The sequence below is a fragment of the Streptomyces sp. NBC_01433 genome, assembly GCF_026340105.1.
In the GTDB taxonomy this organism is placed as follows: domain Bacteria; phylum Actinomycetota; class Actinomycetes; order Streptomycetales; family Streptomycetaceae; genus Streptomyces.
In genome coordinates, this window is the sequence record NZ_JAPEPM010000001.1 from 852,512 (window position 1) to 875,865 (window position 23,354).

At 72.1% G+C, this 23,354-nt stretch carries 15 protein-coding genes; 5 read left to right on the forward strand and 10 right to left on the reverse strand.

The genetic code is table 11. The features are described 5' to 3' along the window. The first annotated feature begins 59 nt into the window (after positions 1–59). Positions 60–1,505 (forward strand): AarF/ABC1/UbiB kinase family protein, encoded by a 1,446-nt coding sequence (locus OG413_RS03685; protein ID WP_266802971.1) that lies wholly within the window; start codon positions 60–62, stop codon positions 1,503–1,505. 70 nt (positions 1,506–1,575) lie between these two features. On the opposite strand, the gene OG413_RS03690 is transcribed toward OG413_RS03685, so the two are convergent. The 5 genes from OG413_RS03690 to OG413_RS03710 form a co-directional block, all read right to left on the reverse strand. Further along, the gene (locus OG413_RS03690) at positions 1,576–1,779 is read right to left on the reverse strand and encodes a hypothetical protein (RefSeq protein WP_266802972.1); all 204 of its coding nucleotides are present in this window, start codon (positions 1,777–1,779) and stop codon (positions 1,576–1,578) included. 241 nt (positions 1,780–2,020) lie between these two features. Beyond that, positions 2,021–2,344 (reverse strand): hypothetical protein, encoded by a 324-nt coding sequence (locus OG413_RS03695; protein ID WP_266802973.1) that lies wholly within the window; start codon positions 2,342–2,344, stop codon positions 2,021–2,023. Between the two features lie 32 nt (positions 2,345–2,376). Next, positions 2,377–2,745 carry a WhiB family transcriptional regulator gene (locus OG413_RS03700; RefSeq protein ID WP_266809871.1) on the reverse strand — a complete coding sequence of 123 codons (369 nt, stop codon included), beginning with the start codon at positions 2,743–2,745 and terminating at the stop codon, positions 2,377–2,379. Positions 2,746–2,918: 173 nt separating this feature from the next. Next, complete coding sequence (locus OG413_RS03705) at positions 2,919–3,248, reverse strand: hypothetical protein (RefSeq protein ID WP_266802974.1); 330 nt, start codon at positions 3,246–3,248, stop codon at positions 2,919–2,921. Positions 3,249–3,414: 166 nt separating this feature from the next. Next, on the reverse strand, positions 3,415–5,634 hold the full coding sequence (locus OG413_RS03710; RefSeq protein ID WP_266802975.1) for an ATP-dependent DNA helicase UvrD2: 2,220 nt from the start codon (positions 5,632–5,634) through the stop codon (positions 3,415–3,417). A 310-nt stretch (positions 5,635–5,944) separates the two neighbouring features. On the opposite strand from OG413_RS03710, the gene OG413_RS03715 reads away from it, so the two are divergent. Beyond that, the gene (locus tag OG413_RS03715) at positions 5,945–6,199 is read left to right on the forward strand and encodes a glutaredoxin domain-containing protein (protein WP_266802976.1); all 255 of its coding nucleotides are present in this window, start codon (positions 5,945–5,947) and stop codon (positions 6,197–6,199) included. An 85-nt stretch (positions 6,200–6,284) separates the two neighbouring features. Here the strand turns inward: OG413_RS03715 and nudC are convergent, their stop codons facing one another. The 5 genes from nudC to OG413_RS03740 all read right to left on the reverse strand — a co-directional run bounded on the left by nudC (position 6,285) and on the right by OG413_RS03740 (position 16,771). Next, positions 6,285–7,241, reverse strand: coding sequence for an NAD(+) diphosphatase (nudC, locus tag OG413_RS03720; protein WP_266802977.1), 957 nt, complete (start codon positions 7,239–7,241; stop codon positions 6,285–6,287). Positions 7,242–7,285: 44 nt separating this feature from the next. Next, positions 7,286–8,692: a dipeptidase gene (locus OG413_RS03725; protein ID WP_266802978.1), complete on the reverse strand. Its 1,407-nt coding sequence runs from the start codon at positions 8,690–8,692 to the stop codon at positions 7,286–7,288. 10 nt (positions 8,693–8,702) lie between these two features. Next, positions 8,703–12,260, reverse strand: a complete 3,558-nt coding sequence (locus OG413_RS03730; RefSeq protein WP_266802979.1) for an ATP-dependent DNA helicase — start codon at positions 12,258–12,260, stop codon at positions 8,703–8,705. Positions 12,261–12,316: 56 nt separating this feature from the next. Next, on the reverse strand, positions 12,317–15,883 hold the full coding sequence (locus tag OG413_RS03735; protein ID WP_266802980.1) for an ATP-dependent DNA helicase: 3,567 nt from the start codon (positions 15,881–15,883) through the stop codon (positions 12,317–12,319). A 402-nt stretch (positions 15,884–16,285) separates the two neighbouring features. Beyond that, a complete protein-coding gene (locus tag OG413_RS03740) occupies positions 16,286–16,771 on the reverse strand; it encodes an MGMT family protein (RefSeq protein ID WP_323137906.1) in 486 nt (161 codons plus the stop codon). A 212-nt stretch (positions 16,772–16,983) separates the two neighbouring features. Between OG413_RS03740 and OG413_RS03745 the strand changes: the two genes are divergently transcribed. The 3 genes from OG413_RS03745 to OG413_RS03755 all read left to right on the forward strand — a co-directional run bounded on the left by OG413_RS03745 (position 16,984) and on the right by OG413_RS03755 (position 23,313). Continuing rightward, a complete protein-coding gene (locus tag OG413_RS03745) occupies positions 16,984–19,842 on the forward strand; it encodes a lysylphosphatidylglycerol synthase transmembrane domain-containing protein (RefSeq protein WP_266802982.1) in 2,859 nt (952 codons plus the stop codon). Between the two features lie 168 nt (positions 19,843–20,010). Then, entirely contained in the window at positions 20,011–21,609 is a 1,599-nt protein-coding gene (locus OG413_RS03750; RefSeq protein ID WP_266802983.1) for an alpha/beta hydrolase, read from the forward strand. Between the two features lie 111 nt (positions 21,610–21,720). Continuing rightward, the gene (locus OG413_RS03755) at positions 21,721–23,313 is read left to right on the forward strand and encodes an alpha/beta hydrolase (protein WP_266802984.1); all 1,593 of its coding nucleotides are present in this window, start codon (positions 21,721–21,723) and stop codon (positions 23,311–23,313) included. The last annotated feature ends 41 nt before the right edge of the window (positions 23,314–23,354 follow it).

A 23,354-nucleotide genomic window follows, 5' to 3' on the forward strand; every position in this document is an offset into this window, starting at 1 on the left:
GCCGACGCAGCGATACCGGAGGCTCAAGCGGCACGGCAGTCTGGGAACTGGAGGGGCACATGTCTGATCTACCCCGGAAGGCGGTCACCCGTACCGCCAAACTGGCCGCGCTCCCGCTCGGCTTCGCCGGCCGTGCCACCTGGGGCCTGGGCAAGCGGATCGGTGGCAAGTCCGCCGAGCTCGTCGCGCGCGAGGTGCAGCAGCGCACGGCGGACCAGCTGTTCAAGACCTTGGGCGAGTTGAAGGGCGGGGCCATGAAGCTCGGCCAGGCCCTCTCCGTCTTCGAGTCGGCCCTGCCCGAGGAGGTCGCGGGCCCCTACCGGGCCGCACTCACCAAACTGCAGGAAGCGGCGCCGCCCATGCCGACCCGCACCGTCCACGGGGTGCTCGCGGAACGGCTCGGTGAGGACTGGCGGGAGCTGTTCGACGAGTTCGAGGACAGGCCGTCGGCTGCCGCGTCGATCGGGCAGGTGCACCGGGCCGTGTGGCACGACGGCCGTGAGGTCGCCGTGAAGGTGCAGTATCCGGGCGCGGGTGAGGCGCTGCTCTCGGATCTCACGCAGCTCAGCCGCTTCGCCAGGCTGCTCGGCCCGTTGATCCCCGGGATGGACATCAAGCCCCTCATCAAGGAACTGCGCGACCGGGTGTCCGAGGAGCTGGACTACGAACTGGAGGCGCGGGCCCAGAAAGAGCACGCCACGGAGTTCGAGGACGATCCCGATGTGGTGATCCCCGGGGTGGTGCACCAGTCCGATCAGGTGCTGGTGACGGAGTGGATCGACGGAATTCCGCTGTCCGAAGTGATCACGGAGGGAACGACGGAGCAGCGGGACCGCGCGGGACAGTTGCTGGCGCGCTTCCTCTTCTCGGGTCCGGCACGCACCGGCCTGCTGCACGCCGACCCCCATCCGGGCAACTTCCGGCTGCTGCCCGCGGTGGCCGAGGACGGTGAAGGTGACGGTGACGGTGGGCAGTGGCGGCTCGGGGTGCTGGACTTCGGCACGGTGGACCGGCTGCCGGGCGGGCTGCCGCGGAACATCGGTGACTCCCTGCGGCTGACACTGGAGGGCGACGCCGAGGCGGTGTACGGGCTGCTTCGGGAAGAGGGGTTCGTCAAGGACTCGATCGACCTCGCACCGGACGCGGTGCTCGACTATCTGGTGCCGATCATCGAACCCGCGCAGGTGGAGGAGTTCACCTTCACCCGCGGCTGGCTGCGGACGCAGGCGGCCCGGATCGCGGATCCGCGCTCCCCCGCCCATCAGCTGGGCAAGCAACTGAATCTTCCGCCGTCCTATCTCCTGATACACCGGGTGACGCTGAGCACGATCGGGGTGCTGTGCCAGCTGGGGGCGACGGTCCGGCTGCGGGACGAACTCGAATCCTGGCTGCCGGGATTCTTCGCGGAGTACGACGAGGAATCCGGCGACGAGACCGGCGAGGAGTCCGGCGAGCGAGGGACCGGGGCGGAGAGCCAGCAGGAGGACGCGGCCGTCGAGGTGTAGGTACCGGTGCGGCCGGTGCGGGCGGAGGCCCGGACGGGGCTGGGTCAGCGGAGCGGTCCGAGGGGGCTGCTCACCACCAGGCGGAGTCGAGGCGGCTTTCGATGGACCTGATGTGGGTGCGGGCGCAGTCGTCGCAGAGGTAGTGGCGGCGCCCGTTCTCCACCGAGCAGATCCAGGTCGGCGGGGCCGTCTCACCGTCGGCGGCGGTTCCGCAGCGGGCGCACACCACACGCGCGGCGCCCGGTTGTTCAGGGTGGTGCGTTTCCTCGTCCACCTCGTGACGATAACTCCGGAGCACGATGCGGAGCGGCACAACGCACTGCGGGGCCGTCCTGTTCGGACGGCCCCGCAGTGGGGGTGGTGGCTGCTCACCGGGCAGAGCGGTTGCCCGAGCAGCCGGGTATTTCCGGGCCGTGCCCGTTCTCGCCAGTTACTGCCTTCTCGCCTGTACCGCGTCCTCGCTGTACCGCGTTCTCGGCTGTACTGCGGCGGGGTGGCCTCTTTGCCTGCCGGTGCTAGTGCATGACCGCCATGGCCAGCGCACGGCGGGCGCGCATCGAGGCGCGCTCCGCACGGCGCTGCATCCGCCGGGCGGCCAGCAGGCGCACAGCCTGACGGTCGGCCTCGGCTTCCCGCAGGCGGTCGTGCATATGCGCACGAGCCAGGGCTTCTGGGATGAGTTGCATCTCGCGGGTCCTGTTCTGACGCGAGTCGTTCGCGCCGATGATGGTGACGTCCGGGGTGGCGGAGCCGACGGGCTCCTTCGTGGGGGTGATCATTGGTGCCTGATTCCGAGGGTCATGGGTCTGGGGACGGTCGATGGTTCCGAGGCGCTTCATTCGTGTGGGGGCCTTGACCCCCAGGCCGGCGGTCACGCTGCGACCGGGTTCTTGCGCGGACGGCCACGCGGCCGCTTGCGAGCGACGACGACGCCCTGCACGAAGAGCTCGCCACCCCAGACGCCCCACGGCTCGCGCCGCTCCTTGGCACCGGCGAGGCATGCCTCGACGAGCGGGCAGGTCCGGCAGAGGGACTTGGCGTACTCGACATCGGCCGGGGACTCGGCGAAGAAGACCTCCGGGTCATAGGAACGGCAGGGGGCGGGCACGCCGAGGTTCTCGATGGCGTCGTCGAGCGCGGTGAGCGCGGTGAGCGGAATCAAGGTGGAGTCCTCCGTGAGGCCGGGCGGGGAGATCGTGTCGGAAGGCGGTACGGACGGGGCGTGCGCTTCGAGTTGCACGGTGGGTGGTGTCCTCGTCTGGTCGTGCCGGCCTGTTGGCCGGTTGGCGGCTGGTACCAGGTACTGCTTGTCCCGAGGCTCCTTCGTCACGTCTCGTCCGTTCGGACAAAACAAAAGGGCCGCGGATCCCGAGTGGGGTTCCGCGGCCCTGAAGGCGCCGGCCTGATGCTGGATCAGGCTGGATCACTCCAGGGTTCAGGCCCACGGAAGGCCCACATCGTGTGGTGCTGCGTCGACTGCTTCTTGGCTCCTGCACCGGCTGCCGCAAAGGCATAGGCCTGAGCCTGTGTCGCCTTCACTACTGCTGCTGCCGGTGCCTGGGTCGGTCGCTCATTGCGCTCCCGCGTCACGGGGAGGCTGGCCGGGGACAGCGGGCCGGCGGCGGAGATGCCGGACAGACCGGTGCCACGCAGCACAGATTCCGAAGAGCAGGCGAGGCCGAGCGAGCAGGCGGAGACGACCGAGCGATCGGTCATTTTGACGTTCTTGATGATGCTGATCACAGAAATCGCCTCCTCTCGGCGTCTCGGGGGACCGGCCGGGACCGGTCCTGCGTATTCGGATAAGTACAGCACGGAATCAGGGCTTCAGAGAAGACGCTGTTCCCGTGGTTAAGAACCTATGGTGATGACTGGGGCGGGCGCAAACTATTTTCCCGACGAGTTTCCCTCACTCCTCGTCGGCACCCTCCGCGTCCTCCTCATCCAGGGCCTCACCTGCGCAGATGGCCAGCACATCGGCACCGAAGCGGGTCAACTTGCGGTTCCCGACCCCGGCAATGACGACCAGCTCGCCCTCGCTGCCCGGCACCGCCTCGGCGATCGCCATCAGCGTCTTGTCCGTGAACACGCAGTAGGCGGGCTGCCGCAGCCCCTCCGCCTGGCCCGCGCGCCAGGCGCGCAGCCGCTCGTACAGCGCCTCGTCCATGTCGGAGGGGCAGTCCTCGCAGCGCATCAGCTTCATCTCACCGGCCTGGGTGAGGGTCTTGCCGCAGACCCGGCACAGCACCGGCCCCCGGTGCTTCCGCTTGATCACCGGCGCCCGGCCGCCGCCGCCCGCAGTGCCGGAGCCCCGGTCGATGCCGCCGGTGCCGCCCGTGCCGCCCCGGGCGCCGAGCCCCGCCGAACCCGGCCGCAGCCCGTTCAGGAAGCGGGTCGGACGACGGCTCGCGCGGCCGCCGGGTGAGCGCGACACCGCCCAGGACAGCGAGAGGTGGAAGCGGGCCCGGGTGATCCCGACGTACAGCAGGCGCCGCTCCTCCTCGACCTGTTCGTCGGTCTTGGCGTACGCGATCGGCATCATGCCCTCGGTGAGGCCGACCAGGAACACGGCGTCCCACTCCAGGCCCTTCGCCGAGTGCAGCGAGGCCAGGGTGACGCCCTGGACCGTGGGGGCGTGCTGGGCGGCGGCCCGTTCGTCCAGCTCCATGACCAGGTCGGAGAGGGTCGCCCCCGGCTTGGCCGCTTCGAAGTCCTCGGCGAGCCGCACCAGCGCTGCCAGGGACTCCCACTTGTCCCGCACCGCGCCGGAGCCGGCGGGCGGCCTGCTGGTCCAGCCCTTCGTGGAGAGCACCGCCCGTACCTGCGAGGGCAGGCCCTCCGCCTCGTCGAGCAGCGAGTCGTTGCCCCCGGCGCGGGCCGCACCGCGCAGCGCCACACCGGCTTCCCGTACCTCCGCGCGCTCGAAGAATCGCTCGGCGCCGCGGAGCTGGTACGGCACACCGGCGTCCGCCAGCGCCTGCTCATAGACCTCGGACTGGGAGTTGACCCGGTAGAGCACGGCGATCTCACCGGCCGGGACACCCGCGGCGATCAGGTCGCGGATGCGGCGGGCGGTGCCTTCGGCCTCGGCGGGTTCGTCCGGGTACTCCGTGTAGGAGGGTTCGGGGCCCTTGTCGCGCTGCGAGACCAGTTCGAGCCGGTGCTCGGCCGCCTTGCCGTGGGCCTGGCTCAGCAGTCCGTTGGCCAGGTGGACGACCTGGGGTGTGGAGCGGTAGTCCCGCACCAGCTTCACCACGGTCGCGTTCGGATGGCGGGTGCGGAAATTCAGCAGGTGGTCGGGGGTGGCCCCGGTGAAGGAGTAGATGGTCTGGCTGGCGTCGCCGACGACGCACAGATTGTCCCGGTCGCCCACCCAGAGGTCGAGCAGCCGCTGCTGGAGCGGGCTGACGTCCTGGTACTCGTCGACGACGAAGTGCTGATACTGGCCGCGCACGTGGTCGGCGATGTCGTGCCGGTCCTGGAGGATGCCGACGGTGAGAAGGAGCACGTCCTCGAAGTCGATCACCGAACGGTCGCGCTTCAGCTGCTCGTACATCGCGTAGATCTGGGAGAGCACCGCCGGATCGCGCGGCGCGTCCCGCTGGGTCTTGGCGACCGCGGCCGGATAGTCGGCGGGCACGGTCTGGGTGACCTTGGCCCACTCGATCTCGCTCGTGACGTCCCGCAGCTCATTGCGGTCGAGCCGGAGCTGGCAGCGGGCCGCCGCCTCGGCGACCAGCTGTACCTTGCGTTCCAGCAGGCGGGGCAGCTCGCCACCGACTGCTTTCGGCCAGAAATACTGGAGCTGCCGCAGCGCCGCGGAGTGGAAGGTCCGGGCCTGCACCCCCGTGGCACCGAGCTGCCGGAGCCGACCGCGCATCTCGCCCGCGGCCCGGTTGGTGAACGTGACAGCGAGCACGGTCGTCGGCTGGATGATCCCCGCCCGCACCCCGTACGCGATGCGATGCGTGATCGCTCGCGTCTTGCCCGTACCGGCTCCGGCCAGCACGCACACGGGTCCGTGCAGCGCCAGAGCCACCTCGCGCTGCTCGGGGTCGAGCCCGTCGAGCACGGCATCCGGGGACTCGGGGACCTGTGGGAAGAGGGTGGAATGCGTTGCTGCTGTCACCCCGCCATGCTGCCAGGTCGCGAGGGGCTGGTGCGGAGGTTGTCCACAGGGGTGCCGCATCTGTCGTACTAACCACGGCCGATCCCTCGTACACATCGCGCGTACCCACCACACGTACCGAATCCGCGTACCGGCCCCGCACACCCATCACGCGTGCTGCGCCCCACGGCCCAGCCCCGTCGCTCGCGCGGTGTTCCAGCCCCGTTGCGGGAATGGTGGCCGGGTCCCGTACGTTCCACTGCGTGCGGGAACGCACTTTTCAGCTTCCAGCTTTGCAGCGAGACGGACGAGACAGAGGAGCGCGAGCGACATGCCGGGCACTGTGACGATGTACAGCACCACGTGGTGCGGCTACTGCCGCCGGCTCAAGGGCCAGATGGACCGCGAAGGCATCGCGTACACCGAGGTCAACATCGAGCACGACCCGGATTCGGCGGCCTTCGTCGAGAAGGCGAATGGCGGAAACCAGACGGTTCCGACGCTTCTCGTCGTCGCGCCCTCCGGCACCGAGTCGGTCATGACGAACCCCTCGCTGGCCCAGGTGAAGCAGGCGCTGGCCGTCTGACGCACCCTCCGCCCGCATCGACTGCCCCCTTCCGGCACTGGCCGGAAGGGGGCAGTCGTGTTCGTGGTGCGTCTACGGAGCGCGGTCAGTTCGTCCGGGTCGCGCTGCCGGGCTTCGGCAGCGGCTTGCCGTACCAGAGCTCGATCAGACGGGCCGCGATCGAGATGCCGAACGGGGGCAGGATCTCGCCCGACTCGAAGGCGGCCGTGAGGTCCTCGCGGGAGAACCAGCGGGCCTCCTCGATCTCCTCGCCGTCCACGTCGATCTCCGACGAGGTCGCCCGCGCCATGAAGCCGAGCATCAGGCTCGACGGGAACGGCCAGGGCTGGCTGGCGATGTACTCGACCTCGCCGACCGTGATGCCCGCCTCCTCGTACACCTCGCGCGCCACGGACTGCTCGATCGACTCCCCAGGCTCCACAAAACCAGCGAGCGTCGAGAAGCGGCCCTCCGGCCAGTGCACCTGGCGGCCCAGCAGGGCGCGGTCCTGGTCGTCCGTGACCAGCATGATCACGGCCGGGTCGGTACGCGGGTAGTGCTCGGCGCCGCACGCCTGGCAGCGGCGGATGTGTCCGGCCGCCGCGATGACGGTGCGCTCGCCGCAGCGGGAGCAGAAGCGGTGCAGGCGCTGCCAGTTCTCCAGGGCCACCGCGTGCACCATCAGGCCCGCGTCGCGGGCGCCGAGGAGCAGTCCGGCCTCGCGCAGACCTGCCGGGCGCGCGGACTGGTCCATGCGGCCGGGCAGGGAGTCCTTCTGGAGCGCGAAGTAGCTGACGCCGTCCTCATCGGTGCCGAGGAAGTAGCGGTGGGTCTCGGTGACCGGCGCCTCGAAGGCCGGGGTCATGACGATCGCGGAGCCGCCGTCGTCCGTGTCGTCGATCAGCACCTGCCCGCCCGAGACGACGAAGACCCTGGTCGTCGGGTGGCTCCAGGCGACGGACAGCCACGCCTCGTCGAGGCGGTGATGTGCGGCGCGGTCGATACCGCTGGGCGCGGTGAGACCGATCGGGCGGTCTGCGGTGGCGTTGTCGAAGGTGCTCACAGGTGCTTCCTACTCCCCCGGGATGGATCGGGTGTTCAGAGGATTCAGCGGAGTGCCGCGGGCAGCGAGACCCTCAGCTCGTCCCACAGGTGGGCGGTTGTCTCCGCTCCCTTGAGCAGAAGGTCCAGTTCGACCTTCTCGTTGGGGGCGTGCCAGCCGTCGGACGGTACGGAGATGCCCAGGAAGAGAACGGGTGCGCCGAGGACGTCCTGAAGGTCCGCGGCGGGGCCCGAGCCCCCTTCGCGGGTGAAGAGGATCTTCTTGCCGAAGGCCCTGCCCATCGCGCGGGCCACGGCCTGGAGGGCGGGGTGGTCCAGCGGGGTCAGACAGGGGCGGGTGGCGGGCGAGAAGGTGATCCGGTGACGGACACCGGCCGGGATCTGTGTCTCGGCCCAGGCCAGCACGGCCTGCTGGACACGTTCGGGTTCCTGGCCGGCGACCAGCCGGAAGCTGATCTTCACCATGGCCGAGGAGGGGATGATCGTCTTGCTGCCCGCACCCTGGTAGCCGCCGCCGATGCCGTTGACCTCGGCGGTGGGGCGGGCCCAGACGCGCTCCAGGGTGGAATACCCCGCCTCGCCGGACGCGGCGTGCGATCCGGCGGTACGCAGCCAGGTGGCCTCGTCGAAGGGCAGCTCGGCGAAGAGCGCGCGCTCGGTGTCGGTGAGCTCTGCCACACCGTCGTAGAAACCGGGGACCGCGATCCGGCCCCGGTCGTCGTGGAGGGCCGCGACGAGGCGGGCGACGGCGGTCGCGGGGTTGGGCACCGCGCCGCCGAACGATCCGGAGTGGATGTCCTGCTCGGGGCCGTACAGCTCGATCTCGCACTCGGCCAGACCACGCATTCCGGTGCAGACGGTCGGTGTCGTCTCGTCCCACATGCCGGTGTCGGAGACGATCACCGCGTCGGCGGCGAGGCGGGCCGCCCGCTGTTCGGCCAGGGCGCGGAAGTGCGGGGAGCCCGACTCCTCCTCGCCCTCGATCAGCAGCTTGAGGTGCACGGCGGGGGTGGTGCGGCCGGTGACGGCGAGGTGCGCCCGGACGCCGAGCGTGTGGAAGAACACCTGGCCCTTGTCGTCGGCCGCGCCGCGCCCGTACATCCGGCCGTCGCGGATCACCGGCTCGAACGGGTCGGTGTCCCAGCCGTCCTCGCGGGCCGCGGGCTGCACGTCGTGGTGGCCGTAGACGAGGACGGTCGGGGCGTCCGGGTCGTCGGATGGCCATTCGGCGAACACCGCCGGGGCACCGGGGGTCTCCCAGATCTCGGCGACCGGGAAGCCGGTCTCCTTGAGCTTCGCGGTCAGCCACTCGGCACTGCGCCGTACGTCCCCTTCGTGCTCCGGCTGCGCGGATACGGACGGGATGCGCAGCCACTCGGCGAGGTCGTCGAGGAAGGCTGTGCGGTGCTGTTCGGTGTACGTACGGACGGCGCTGTCCGGGGTGTCGCTCATGCTGTTGAGCCTATCGGCCCGGCGGAGGTGGCTCGTCCAGCAGGAGCCGCTCCAGCTCGGCCCGGCCCGGCAGCCCGGCGGGGTGAACGGTCTCCCCGCTGCGTACATAGAGGAACGTCGCGGTGACCGAGTCGAGCGGCAGGTCGTGCAGCTCGGCCCAGGCCAGCCGGTAGACGGCGAGCTGGAGGGGATCGGCCGAGCGGTGGCGGCTGGTCTTCCAGTCCACGATCTCGTACGTGTCACCCGTGCGGTACACCGCGTCGATCCGGCCCCGGATCACCCGGCCCGCCAGCGTGATCTGGAACGGCGTCTCGACGCGGTACGGGGTGCGGCGGGCGTACTCCGTGCGCTCGAACGCCTCTTTGAGCGCGGCGAGGTCGCGCTCGTCGGCGATCTCCGCGTCGCTCTCGTCGCCGCCCGGCAGTTCGTCGGGGCCGAGCATGGGCAGCGGCACCTCCTCGAACCGGGACTCCACCCAGGCGTGGAAGCGGGTGCCCCGGCGGGCGGCGGGCTGGGGCGGACGCGGCATGGGCCGGGCCAGCTCCCGGGCGAACGCGTCGGGGTCCTCGGCCAGGCGCAGCAACTGGGTGGCGGAGAGCGAGGCGGGTACGAGGACGTCGCGCACGGTGGCGCGGGAGCGACGCAGCTCCCCGGCGAGGGCGTCCAGATCGCGGTCCCAGGAGGCGAGGGTGCGCGCTTCCTCCGGGGTGAGCGAGGGGGGGCGGGCGGGGTCCTCGTGGTCCGTGGGGTCCCCGTGGTCTGCGTGGCCGGTGTGGTCTCCGCTGCCCCCGCTCTCTCCTCTGTCTCCTCTGTCTCCTCTGCCTCCGCTGCCCCCGCTCTCTCCGTCGTCCCCTTGGCGCGCTGCGGGTACGTGCGGAGCTTCCCCTGGTCGTTCGGTCGGCAGATCGTCCCAGTCCAGCTCCTCCCCCGCGAACAGGTCACCGAGCGGGTCACCGGAAGCGTCGCCGAGGGAGTCGCCGAAGACGTCGTCGAACGGGTCGTCGTGCGGGGTCCCGGGGCGGCCGTCGTCGTCCGCCGGTACGGGCCCGGCGGCGGCCAGGGACTCCAGGTGGGCCAGCACCGTGTCCCGTGCGGCGCGGCGGCGGGCCAGCGCGGTGTCGTCCAGCGGGAGCGGCCATGCCTGATCGGCGTCCCGCTCCGCCAGTGCCGGGTTCTCCTCGTCCTCGGCCGGTTCGTCGGCCCAGGACTCGATCTCGCCGTATCCGGCGGCGCAGTGCTCGTACAGCGCGTGGAGAAAGGCGGACGGGCCGCGCGTCCTCTTCTGGGACGGTCCCCACCAGTGGCCGGAGCCGAGGAGCAGCGAGCGGGGGCGGGTGAAGGTGACATAGCCGAGGCGGAGCTCCTCGGTGTGCTGATGCTCCTTCATCTCCTCCTTGAACGCCTTGAGCCCCTTGGCGTCGAAGGAGGAGATGACCGGGAGGGTGGCCGCGTCGCCGCGCAGGGTGTGCGGCAGGACCTTGGACTGCGAGGTCCAGGCGTCCCGTGACTGGGTGCTGGGGAACTGTCCGGTGACCAGTCCGGGCACGGCGACGACGTCCCACTCCAGGCCCTTGGACTTGTGCGCGGTGAGGACCTTGACGGTGTTCTCGCCGCCGGGCAGGGCGTTGTCCAGGCCCTTCTCGTACTGCGCGGCGGTGCGCAGGAAGCCGAGGAAGGCCAGCAGGGTGGCCTCGCCGTCGAGGGCCGCGAAGCCCGCCGCCGTATCGAGGAAGTTGGCGAGGGTCTCGCGGCGGCGGGCGGCGAGGGCGTGCGGGGACGCGGACAGCTCGACTTCGAGGCCGGTGGTGGCGAGGACCCGGTGCAGCACGTCCATGAGGGGGTCGGCCAGCGAGCGTCGCAGGTCACGCAGTTCGCCGGCGAGGCGGGCGAAGCGGACTCGGGCCTCTGCGGAGAACGGCAGCCCGTCGTCCTGGGCGTCGCCCGCGACCAGGAACGTGTCCAGGGCGTCGGCGAGGGAGATCACCTCGGCCGGGTCGATGCCCTCGACGGCTTCCGCGAGGCGGCGGTCGGGATCGAAGTCCTCGTCGTCCGCGTGGGAGGCGTGGTGGACGAGGAGGCGGGCGCGGCGGCCGAGCAGAGCGAGGTCACGGGGGCCGATCCGCCAGCGCGGTCCGGTGAGCAGCCGGACCAGGGAGGCGTTGGCCCCCGGGTCCTGGAGGACTTCGCAGACGGCGACGAGGTCGGCGACCTCCGGCAGGTGCAGCAGTCCGGACAGGCCGACGACCTCGACCGGGACGTCGCGGGCGACGAGCGCCGCCTGGATCTGCGGGAAGTCCCCGGCGGTGCGGCACAGCACGGCGATCTCACCGGGCGGGGTGCCCGTCGTAACGAGGTGGGCGAGCGAGTCGGCGAGCCAGTCGATCTCTTCGGTGTGCGTACGGAGCAGGGCGCAGCGGACGGTTCCGTCGCGCTCGGCGCCGGGCGCGGGGCGCAGGGCCTCGACGCCCTCGTGCATGGCGCGCAGCGGGTCGGCGAGGCCGTTGGCGAGGTGCAGGAGGCGGCCGCCGCTGCGCCGGTTCTCGCTGAGGCTGTAGCGGGTGGCGGGGGTGCCGTCGGGGTGCGGGAAGTGGAGCGGGAAGTCGTCGAGGTTGGCGACGGAGGCGCCGCGCCAGCCGTAGATCGCCTGGCAGGGGTCGCCCACGGCGGTCACCGCGTGGCCGGTCGCCCCCTCGGGGCCGTTGCCGAAGAGGGCGGAGAGCAGCCGGCGCTGGGCGACGGAGGTGTCCTGGTACTCGTCGAGCAGGACGACCCGGAACTCCTCGCGGAGGATGGTGCCGGTCTCGGGCCTGGTGAGGGCCAGCTCGGCGGAGAGGGCGATCTGGTCGCCGAAGTCGAGGAGGTCCCGGCCGCGCTTGGCGGTGCGGTACCGCTCGGTCAGCCCGAGGAGTTCGCGCCGGGCCTCGGCGGTCTCGGGGATCTTGCGCAGCTCCGCGTTGGTGAGCCTGGCCGTCTCCAGCGCGTGGAGGAGGTCGGTGTCGTGGCGCGCGAGCTGTTCGGGGCGTACGAGGTGCTCGGCGAGCTCGGCGTCGAGCGCCAGCAGATCGCTGACCAGGGTGGGGAACGACCTGGTCAGGGCCGGATAGGGGCCGGGCGCCTCGCGCAGCACGCGGGCGGCGAGCTGGTAGCGGGTGGCGTCGGCGAGGAGCCGGGTGGTGGGTTCGAGCCCTATCCGCAGGCCGTGTTCGGTGAGGAGCCGGCCGGCGAAGGCGTGATAGGTGGAGATGCTGGGCTCGCCCGGCGGGTTGTCCGGGTCGATGGTGTCCGGGTCGGTGACCCCGGCGGCGACCAGCGCCCTGCGGACCCGCTCGGCCAGTTCACCCGCCGCCTTGTTGGTGAAGGTCAGGCCGAGGACCTGCTCGGGGGCGACCTGCCCGGTCCCGACCAGCCAGACCACGCGGGCGGCCATCACCGTGGTCTTCCCCGACCCGGCTCCGGCCACGATCACCTGCGGGGCGGGCGGCGCGGTGATGCAGGCCGTCTGCTCCGGGGTGAAGGGGATCCCGAGGAGCTCCTTGAGCTGCTCGGGATCGGTGAGGCGTGAGGACACCCAAGAACCGTAACCGGACGCACTGACAACGTGCCGCGCCCCGTGGCGCTCGTCGGCTACTCCACGACCTGGCGGCCCTCCGGCTGCGCGCTGCACGAGGCCCGGAAGGCGCAGTGGGTGCAGTGCTGGCCGGTCGTGGGCGTGAACCGTTCGTCCAGGACCCGCCCCGCGGCCGTCGCCAGCAGGTCGGAGACCCACGCGCCGGACAGCGGCTCCTGGGCCTGGACCTTGGGGAGGGCGTCGCCGCCCTCCTTCTTCGGGGCGGGCTGCCGCAGCTGGACGAGTTCGGCGCCCCCGGAGTCCGGCCGCTGCCCGTCGAACACCTCGTCGAGGGCGCCTTCGCGGACGGCCAGCTGGTACACGGCGAGCTGGGGGTGGACGGCCACCTCGTCCTTCGTGGGCGACTGTTTGCCGGTCTTGAAGTCGACGACGTACGCCCGGCCCTCGGCGTCCTGTTCGACCCGGTCCATCGAGCCGCGGATGCGGACCGCGTACTCGCCCGCTTCGAGCGTCACGTCGAAGTCGTGCTCGCTGACGGCGGGTGTGCGGCCGGCCCGGTCCATGACGTGCCAGCGCAGGAAGCGTTCGAGGGCGGCGCGGGCGTGGTCCTTCTCCTGCTCGGACTTCCAGGGCGCGTCGAAGACCAGGCCGTTCCAGACGGAGTCGAGGCGCTCCATGAGGACGGCCAGGTCGGCGGGGGTGCGGCCGGAGGCCACTTCGTCGGCCAGTACGTGCACGACGTTGCCGAAGCCCTGCGCGGCCGTCGCCGGGGCGTCGGCCTTCACCTCGCGGCCCAGGAACCACTGGAGGGCGCAGGTGTTGGCGAGCTGGTCGAGCGCGCTGCCGGAGAGCGCGACGGGCTGGTCCCGGTCGCGCAGCGGCACGGCGGAGCGGGTCGGCTCGTACAGGCCCCACCAGCGGTACGGATGAGCCGCGGGGACGAGCGGCTGGCCCTCGTCGTCGTTGAGCGCGGCGAGCCGGGCGAGCCGCTGGGCGGCGGCGTCGCGCAGGACGTCGGAGGCGGCGGGGTCGACCGTCGTGGCGCGGAGTTCGGCGACGAGCGCGGCGACGGCGAGGGGGCGGCGGGGCCGGCCGGTGATGTCGCGGGGCTCGACGCCCAGTTCGGTCAGGAAGCGGGACGGCTGGTCGCCGTCGTCGGCGGGGGCCTTGACCGCGGTGACGACGAGTCGTTCGCGGGCGCGGGTCGCGGCGACGTAGAAGAGGCGGCGCTCCTCGGCGAGGAGGGCGCCGGGGGTGAGGGGTTCGGCGAGGCCGTCGCGGCCGATCCGGTCCGCCTCCAGGAGGGATCCGCGGCGGCGCAGGTCGGGCCAGAGCCCCTCCTGCACCCCGGCGACGACGACCAGGCGCCACTCCAGGCCCTTGGAGCGGTGGGCGGTCATCAGGCGTACGGCCTCGGGGCGCACGGTCCGCCTGGAGAGGGTGTCCGCGGCGATGTCCTGCGCGTCGACCTCCTCCAGGAAGTTGAGCGCCCCGCGCCCGCCGGTCCGCCCCTCGGCGCGCGCGGCGGTCTCGAAGAGGCCGCAGACGGCGTCGAGGTCACGGTCGGCGTTACGGCCTCCGGCGCCGCCGCGCAGCGCGGCCCGCTCCAGCCGGGTCGGCCACGGGGTGCCGTTCCACAGGGTCCACAGGGCCTCCTCCGCGGTGCCGCCGCCTTCGAGGAGTTCCCTGGCCTTGCGCAGGAGGATCCCGAGGCGCTGGGCTCCGCGGGCGTACGCCGGATCGTGCGCCACGAGCCGCTCGGGCTCGGCGAGTGCGCGGGCCAGCAGCTCGCCGGAGGGCGCGGGAACGCGGTTCCCGGCGGCCCGCTCCTCGTCGCGCAGGGCCCGGCCGAGGCGGCGCAGGTCGGCGGCGTCCATGGAGCCGAGGGGGGAGGTGAGGAGGGCGAGGGCGGTCTCGGTGTCCAGCCAGGACGCCGGCCCGGGGACGGTGCCGGGCGCTGTGGCGGGTGCTGTGGCCGACGCTGAGACGGGCTCGGCGTCGGCCTCCGCGTCGACCTCCGTGTGGCGGCCGGGCTCGGCGTCGCCTTCTTCGGCATCGGCGGCATCTGTGAGGGCATCGGCTTCGGCGAGGGCTTCGCCATCGGCATCGGCGACGGCGACCGCTTCGGCTTCGTCGGGCGCCGCGGCTGCGGTGGCGTCCCCGGACTCCTTCTCCGTACGCGGTTCCGGGGCCGGGCGCTGGAGGGCGGCCGTGGCCACCGTGCGCAGCGCGGTCAGGAGCGGGGCGATGGCCGGTTCGTGACGCAGCGCGAGATCGTCGCCGTCCACCTCCAGGGGCACTCCGGCCGAGGTGAGAGCGCGGCGGACCGCGGGGATCGAGCGGCCACCGGCCCGTACCAGCACGGCCATCTCGTGCCACGGAACCCCGTCCTCCAGGTGCGCGCGACGCAGCAGGTCCGCGATGTTGTCGAGCTCCGTGGACGCGGTCGGATAGGTGTACGTCTCGACGTGGCCGCCCTCGCGGACGGCGGTGAGCTCGCGGTGGGCGCGCACCTTGGCCGCCGGGAGGCGGTTCAGCGGCATCCGGCGGGTGAGCAGCCGGGTCGCGGCGAGCAGCCCGGCGCCGGAGCGGCGCGACGTGGTGAGGACGCCGACGGGAGCGGCCTCCCCGTCCGCGCGCCGGAAGGTGTCCGGGAAGTCGAGGATGCCGTTCACGTCGGCGCCCCGGAAGGTGTAGATCGACTGGTCCGGGTCGCCGAAGGCGACCAGCGTCCGGCCGCCGCCCATGCCGGGGCCGCGCCCGCGGTTCCCGGCCAGCGCGTGCAGCAGCCGCACCTGCGCCGGGTCCGTGTCCTGGTACTCGTCGACGAACACCGCGTCGTACCGCCCGGCCAGCAGTTCGGACACCTCGGGGCGCTCGGCGAGCAGCACCGCGCGGTGCACCAGCTCCGCGTAGTCCAGGACCCCTTGCGCGTCGAGCACGTCCAGGTACTCCGCGAGGAACTGGGCCGCCGCGCTCCAGTCCGGGCGGCCCGTACGGCGCGCGAAGGCGGCCAGCGCGTCCGGACCGAGGCCCAGCTCGCGGCTGCGTGCCAGCACCGCACGTACCTCGTCGGCGAACCCGCGCGTGGTCAGGCAGGCCCGCAGTTCGTCCGGCCAGCGGACGTGGGCGAGGCCGGCCTTCTCCAGGTCGAGCTGCCCGGCCAGCAGCTCGCGCACGGTGACGTCCTGTTCCGGGCCGGACAGCAGACGCAGCGGATCGGCGAACAGATCGGCGTCCTGATGAGCGCGGACCAGGGCGTAGCAGTAGGAGTGGAACGTGGTGGCCTGCGGGCCCCGGGCGGCGCCGAGCCGGGCCGCCATCCGGTCGCGCAGCTCCACGGCGGCCTTGCGGCTGAAGGTGAGGACCAGGATGCGGGCCGGGTCGGCGCCCGCGGTCACGCGGGCCGCGACGGCCTCGACGAGCGTGGTGGTCTTGCCCGTACCGGGTCCGGCGAGGACGAGCAGCGGGCCGCCCCGGTGATCAACCACCGCGCGTTGGCTCGCGTCCAGGAGGGGGGGATCCACAGAACCCGGCGGGGTGCGCACCAGTCGGTACGCGCCCGGGGTCCGCTGCCGTGTCTCACGGTGCGGACTGTGCCGGGTGAAAGAGGAGGAGCTCACGTGGGTCGCCGGTCCTGGTGGGTGTACTGGTGAGGAGAGGGGCGGAGCGTGCCGCGCGTTGACGACGCTACGCCAGCGGTGGCGCGGGAGGCAGCGAGTCCGTTGCGTCCCTCGTCACGTGTCCTGTCGGCCGAGGTCGTACGGACGGCCGGAACGATCAGGTCTGCCGGGAGGATCGGGTCCGACGGGACGGTCAGGTCTGCCGGAACGATCAGGTCCGACGGGACGGTCAGGTCTGCCGGAACGATCAGGTCCGACGGCCGGAGGAGGTCATGTGGACCGTTCGGGGCCGACAGGCCGGTCGGGGGCGCCTCGGGCGGTCGACCGGGCCGGTCCGGGACCCCGACGCGTTTCCCGTACGCGCCCGGCGCCGCCCCTGGGAGGGCCGGATGGCCGAAGCTGTCAGATGTGAGCTTCCTCGCCCCCGTCGGGACCGTGGGTCCCGCCGCCTCCGCCGACGGCACCCGTACCGCCCGCCCCGCCGGTGGGGCCGGTCGCCCCGTCCCATCGCGCCTGTCTCATGTCGAGGCGCGGCACATGCCCGGCGGCGGCGCGGGACGCCTCGCGCAGCGGGGTGCCTTCCTCGCGGTAATGGTCCAGCGCCCGCAGTTCGTGGCCGGGGAGCAACGCCCCGTCGGCCCGCACCACGCGCCACCACGGCACCGCGGAGCCGTACAGCGCCATGACCCGGCCGACCTGCCGGGGGCCGCCGTCGCCCAGCCATTCCGCGACATCGCCGTACGTCATGACGCGGCCGGGCGGGATCAGGTCGGCGACATCGAGGACCCGCTCCGCGTACTCCGGCAGCTCTGCGCCGAGCGGTGCCGAGTCGGTACCGCCCCCGCTCGCCCGGTCCTGGGTCTCCCGGTCTTCGCTCATCCGGTCCATCCTGCCGTATGCCACCGACAGTGCCGCCGAATCCGTGTCCGGCCGCGCACGGAGCGTGCGCGCGGGCACAAAGGAGCGTATCTTGCGCATCTCGCACCTGTGCGACGCACCCTGATGCCCCCCTCTGTCTGCGGCCCGTGCCACCATCATGCGGGCGGTGACCGGTGATACGAGACCACGAAGACGATTCAGAGGCGACGAAGGAGCAGGGCGTGCAGCCACCGAAGGGGGCGGACGCCCCCAATGCCGAACCGCGCCCGCACGCGTCGGAAACCGCCGGGAACACCGCTGGGAACACCGCCGACGGCACCTCCGGTTCCGCACCGGAACAAGCGGCCCGACCGGCCGCACCGGCCGCACCCGACGGACCGGACGCGCCTCACGGACCTGACGCACCGGAGCACGAGCGGGAGGGCCACCTCTCCGGCTCGACCCTCGCGACCGTCGAGAACGGGCTGACCGACCGGGTCTCCGGCGACGAGCCGCTGCTTCCCGCGCGGGTCCACCGCCCTTCCGACCTGCTGCGGCTGCTCGTCGGCATCCTCGCGATCGTCGTCCTGTTCACCATCGCCGTCTTCGCCCAGAACACCACCACCGGCCTTGAGGACGACATCTCCAAGGGCACGGCGCAGGCTCCCGACCTGCTGATCAAGATGGCCGGACTGGTGTCCAGCATCGCCGTGCTGCTCGTCCCCGTCGCCTTCGCCATCGAGCGCCTGGTCAAACGGGACGGGCTGCGCATCGCGGACGGTGTGCTCGCCGCCGTGCTCGCCCATGGCGTCACGCTCGCCACCGACCTCTGGGTCTCCGGTTCGGCCCCCGCCACCATCCAGGACGCGCTGACCCAGCCGCAGCCCGGGGACGGGCTCACCGATCCCGTGCACGGCTACCTCGCCCCCGTCATCGCCTATATGACGGCGGTCGGGATGGCGAGACGGCCGCGCTGGCGGGTCGTGCTGTGGGTGGTCCTGCTCCTCGACGCGTTCGCGATGCTGGTCGGCGGCTACACCACCCCGTTCTCGATCATCCTCACCGTGCTGATCGGCTGGACCGTCGCGTACGGCACCCTGTACGCGGTCGGCTCGCCCAACGTCCGGCCGACCGGCCAGCACCTGATGGCAGGCCTGCGCCACGTCGGGTTCCACCCGGTCGCCGCGATGCGCGCCGAGGACGCCCCCGACAACGCCGACCAGAACGACCGCGGGCGGCGCTATCTGGTCACCTTGGAGGACGGGCCTCCGCTCGATGTGACGGTCGTCGACAGAGAGCAGCAGGCCCAGGGGTTCTTCTACCGGGTGTGGCGCAGGCTCACACTGCGCGGCATCACCCAGCGCCGGTCCATCCAGTCGCTGCGCCAGGCCCTGGAGCAGGAGGCGCTGCTCGCGTACGCGGCGATCGCCGCCGGGGCCAACGCGCCCAAACTGATCGCCACGTCCGAACTGGGGCCCGACGCGGTGATGCTCGTGTACGAGCACATCGGCGGCCGTTCCCTGGACGCGATGGAGGACGCGGAGATCACCGACGACCTGGTGCGCAGCGCCTGGCGTCAGGTGAAGGCTCTCCAGTCCCGGCGCATCGCGCACCGCAGGCTCACCGGTGACGCGATTCTGGTGGATCGTTCCGGCAAGGCGTTCGTCACGGATCTGCGGGGCGGGGAGATCGCGGCCGGGGACCTGGTCCTGCGGATGGATGTCGCCCAGCTCCTCACCACCCTGGGGCTGCGGGTGGGAGCCGAGCGGTCCGTCGCCGGGGCGCTCGCCGTGCTCGGGCCCGACGCCGTCGCCGACTCCCTGCCGCTGCTCCAGCCGATCGCGCTGAGCCGCTCCACCCGGGCGGCGCTGCGCAGGATCGCCCGCGAGCGTGCGCAGCGCGAGCGCGAGGCGGTGCTGGAGGCGTCCCAGGCGGCCAAGCACCTGCGTACGGACGGCTCCGGGACCACCGGGGCGGGCGAAGGGGCGGCCGGGTCCGGTGACCGCAAGGCGGACCGGAAGTCCCTGCGCACCGAGAAGCAGGCCGAGAAGCGGGCGATAGACGATGCGCTGGACGAGGCGCGCGAGGAGGATCTGCTCACCCAGATCCGCCGCGAGGTGCTGCTGATCCGGCCGCAGGCCCCGGTCGAACCGGTCCGCCTCGAACGCATCAAGCCGCGCACCCTCCTCACCTTCATCGCCGGTTCCATCGCCGCGTACTTCCTGATCTCCCAGGTCACCCAGGCCGACTTCGGCACGGTCGTCGAGGAGGCGGAGTGGGGCTGGGTGGCGGCCGCGCTGGGCTTCTCGGCCCTGAGCTACGTCGCGGCGGCGATGAGCCTGCTGGGCTTCGTGCCGGAACGGGTGCCCTTCGGCAAGACCGTGCTGGCGCAGGTGGCCGGCTCGTTCGTGAAGATCGTCGCTCCGGCGGCGGTCGGCGGTGTGGCGCTGAACACCCGTTTCCTGCAGCGGTCCGGGGTGCGCCCCGGACTGGCCGTCGCGAGTGTCGGCGCCTCCCAGCTGTTCGGGCTCGGCTCCCACATCCTGCTGCTGGCGCTGTTCGGCTATCTGACCGGTACCGAGAAGACCCCGGACTCGCTCACACCGTCCCGCACGGTCATCGCCGGGCTGCTCACGGTCGCGGTGCTGGTGCTGGTGGTGACCGCGATTCCGTTCCTGCGGAAGTTCGTGGTGACCCGGGTGAGGTCGCTGTTCGCCGGAGTCGTCCCGCGCATGCTCGATGTCGTGCAGCGCCCGCAGAAGCTGCTCACCGGCATCGGCGGCATGCTGCTGCTGACCGGCCTGTTCGTCCTCTGCCTGGACGCGTCGATCCGGGCGTTCAGCGGCCCCGACGTCCCCCAGCTCAGTTACGCGAGCATCGCGGTGGTCTTCCTCGCCGGGAACGCGCTGGGTTCGGCGGCGCCCACCCCGGGCGGCATGGGCGCGGTCGAGGGTGCGCTGACGCTGGGCCTGATCGCGGTCGGCCTGCCGAAGGAGGTCGCGGCGCCCGCGGTGCTGCTGTACCGCGTGATGACGCTGTGGCTGCCGGTGCTGCCCGGCTGGATCTGCTTCAGCCATCTGACCCGCAAGGGCGAGCTCTAGCCCCCGCGCCGACCGGCGTACGGGAAACAGCGCCGCCCCGCGGCATCGGGTACCGGGCCCCACCCCGCCATACCCGGTACCGGGCCCCACCCCTCCGTACCGGGCCCCGCGCCACCCGCATGGACCGTGCCCCGCGCGCTCCCCCGTGCCCCGCCGCACGATGGGCTCATGAGGACTTCCCCCGCCCTGCGTGCCGCTGCCCTCGCTGCCACCGCCACCGTGCTGCTGCCCCTGGCCGCCTGCTCGGACAGCAGCGACAGCGGCGGTGCGGACCGGTCCACGCCCTCCGAGGCATCGACCGCCTCACCGTCCTCGACGGCGCGGAAACTGTCGTCCCAGAAGCTCGACTGGCAGCCCTGCCCGGCCCCGAACGAGGCCCAGGGCGGCGGCGGATCGCCCTCCCCGCTGCCCGGCGGCACCGTCTGGGAGTGCTCCTTCATGGACGCCCCGCTCGATTACGGGAAGCCGGACGGCAGGACGATCGAGCTGGCGCTGGTCCGGGGAAAGGCCAGGAACCAGGAACGGCGGATCGGTTCCCTCCTGTTCAATTTCGGTGGCCCCGGCGCCTCCGGCGTCGCCACGCTGCCTGCCTTCGGTACGGAGTACGAGAAGCTCCGTACCCGCTACGACCTGGTGAGCTTCGACCCGCGCGGGGTCGGCCGCAGCGAGGGCGTCGAGTGCTCGGACAACGCGTCGATGGACGCCCGCAACCAGGAGGACTCCACCCCCGACGACGCCGCCGAGGAGAAGGCACTCGTCGCGGACCAGAAGTCGTACATCGCGGACTGCGAGAAGAACTCGGGCGCCGAACTGCCCTTCGTGGGAACGACGAACGCCGCCCGTGACCTGGACCTGATGCGGCAGGTGCTCGGCGACGACAAGCTCTCCTACTTCGGCATCTCGTACGGCACCGAACTGGGTGGTGTCTACGCCCATCTGTTCCCCGAGCGCGTCGGCCGGGCGGTCCTGGACGCGGTGGTCGACCCCACCCAGAACTCCGGGCAGTCCTCCCTCGGCCAGGCCAAGGGCTTCCAGCTCGCCTTCGACAGCTTCACCGCCGACTGCGCGGGCCGCGACAACTGCAAGCTCCCCGGGGCCACCGGCAAGGAGGTCGAGCAGTGGATCGCCGATCTCCTCGACCAGTTGGAGAAGCAACCGGTCGACGGCCTCGGCGACCGGCGGCTGACCCAGTCCCAGGCGACCACGGCCGTCGCCTCCGCCCTCTACTCCAAGGAGAGCTGGACCCTGCTCGAACAGGGCCTCGACGAGGCGGACGGCGGCAACGGCGCACTGCTCCTGGCCCTCGCCGACTCCTACAACGGCCGTGACGAGAAGGGGCATTACGACAACTCCACGGCCGCCAACATCGCCATCAGCTGCGCGGACTCCAAGCAGCGGTTCACCCTGGAGCAGACGAAGGCCGCACTCCCCGAGTACCGCAAGGCGTCGCCGGTGTTCGGCGACTATCTGGGCTGGGGGCTGCTGAGCTGCACCGGCTGGCCGGTCGCGGGCGCCTGGGACACCCCGGACGTCAGCGCCCCGGGTGCGGACCCCGTCCTGGTCATCGGCAACACCGGTGACCCGGCGACCCCGTACAAGGGGGCACGGGCGATGGCCGGGGAACTGGGCAAGGGCGTCGGGATCGAGCTGACGTACAAGGGCCAGGGACACGGCGCGTACAACAGCGGCGACGCCTGCGTACAGAAGGCGGTCGACGGCTACCTGCTGAACGGCAAGGTCCCGGCGGCCGGCACGGTCTGCGGCTGAGTCCCGGACCGGCGTGCGACAGCGCCCGCGCGGGACACCCCCTAGCATGGCCGCACATCTGTACGGCCCGGCACGTCAAGCGACTTCGGGCATCGGGAGGGATTCCAGCACATGCGTGTACAAGGACGGACCCGTCGGGCGGTGGCCCTGACCGGGGCGGCCCTGCTGGCTGCCGGAGCCCTCGCGGGCTGCAGCTCGGAGCCGGAGCCGACCGGGGCGGAACCGGCGGCCGGGCGGTCCGCCGCACCGAGCACCCCCACCGCCGCCGCGTCCCCCGCGGACGACCCCAAGTCCCCCGTGCTGCCCGCGTCGCTCACCTCCCAGCGGCCGGACTGGAAGCGCTGCAAGGCCCCCGAGGGCGGCACCGCCCCCGGCTCCGGCTGGCGCTGCGCCACCGTCGACGTACCGCTGGACTACGCGAAGCCGTCCGACAAGACGATCAAGATCGCGCTGATCCGCAAGGAGGCCCGGGACAAGAGCGGTCGGCTCGGCTCGATGCTCTTCAACTTCGGCGGGCCCGGCGGTTCGGGCGTCGACATACTGCCGCGCGCCGCCGGTTCGTACGGGAATCTCAACTCCCGCTACGACCTGGTGAGTTTCGATCCGCGCGGGGTCGCGGCCAGCGCCGGGGTGAACTGCCGCACCGACGAGGAGCAGGAACAGTCCTACCGGAGCATCGACATGACCCCGGACACGGCGGCGGAGGAGGAGGCGTTCGTCAAGGACGGCGCGGCCTTCGGCGCGGGCTGCGAACGCCGCTCGGGCGAGGTCCTGCCCCACGTGGGGACGACGAACGCCGCCCGTGACCTGGACCTGATCCGGCAGGTGCTCGGCGACAAGAAGCTCTCCTACTTCGGCATGTCCTACGGTACGGAGCTCGGCGGCACGTACGCGCACCTCTTCCCCAAGAACGTGGGGCGCACCGTGCTGGACGCGGTCGTCGACCCGACGGCCGACGGGGTCGGACATGCCCGGAACCAGGCCACCGGCTTCCAGCGGGCGCTGGAGAACTACCTGAAGGACCGGGGCCAGGACCCGAAGGCGGGCACCCAGCGGATCGCGCGGCTGCTGGAGCGGATCGACAAGAACCCGCTGCCGACCGGCACCGGGCGCAAGCTCAGCGAGTCGCTCGCCATCACCGGCATCGTGACCCCGCTCTATTCCAGGAGCAGCTGGCCGACTCTGACCGAGGCGCTCGACGAGGCCGAGAACAGCGGCACGGGCAATGGGCTGCTCCAGCTGGCCGACTCCTACAACGGCCGGGACGAGAACGGGCATTACGACACCCAGAACCACTCGCAGCGGGCCATCTCGTGCGCCGACTCCAAGGCCCGCCCCACGGCGGACGAGGCCAGGGCGCTGCTGCCCGAGTTCAGGCAGCTGTCCCCGGTCTTCGGCCCGTTCCTCGCCTGGGACACCGCGGGCTGGTGCGCCGAGTGGCCGGTGGAAGGTGAGCACGACACCCCGGAGGCGAGCGCTCCGGGCGCCGGTCCGGTCCTGGTGATCGGCACGACCGGTGACCCGGCGACGCCGTACGAGGGCGCGCGGAAGATGGCCGACGAGCTGGGCAAGGGCGTCGGGATCATGGTCACCAACAAGGGCGAGGGACACGGCGCGTACGGCGAGAGCGGGTGTGTGACCTCGATCGTCGACGACTACTTCCTGGACGGGAAGGTTCCGGCGGACGGGAAGACCTGCTCGTAACGTTCCCGCCGTCCCTCTGGCACCCGCACACGCGAAAGGGC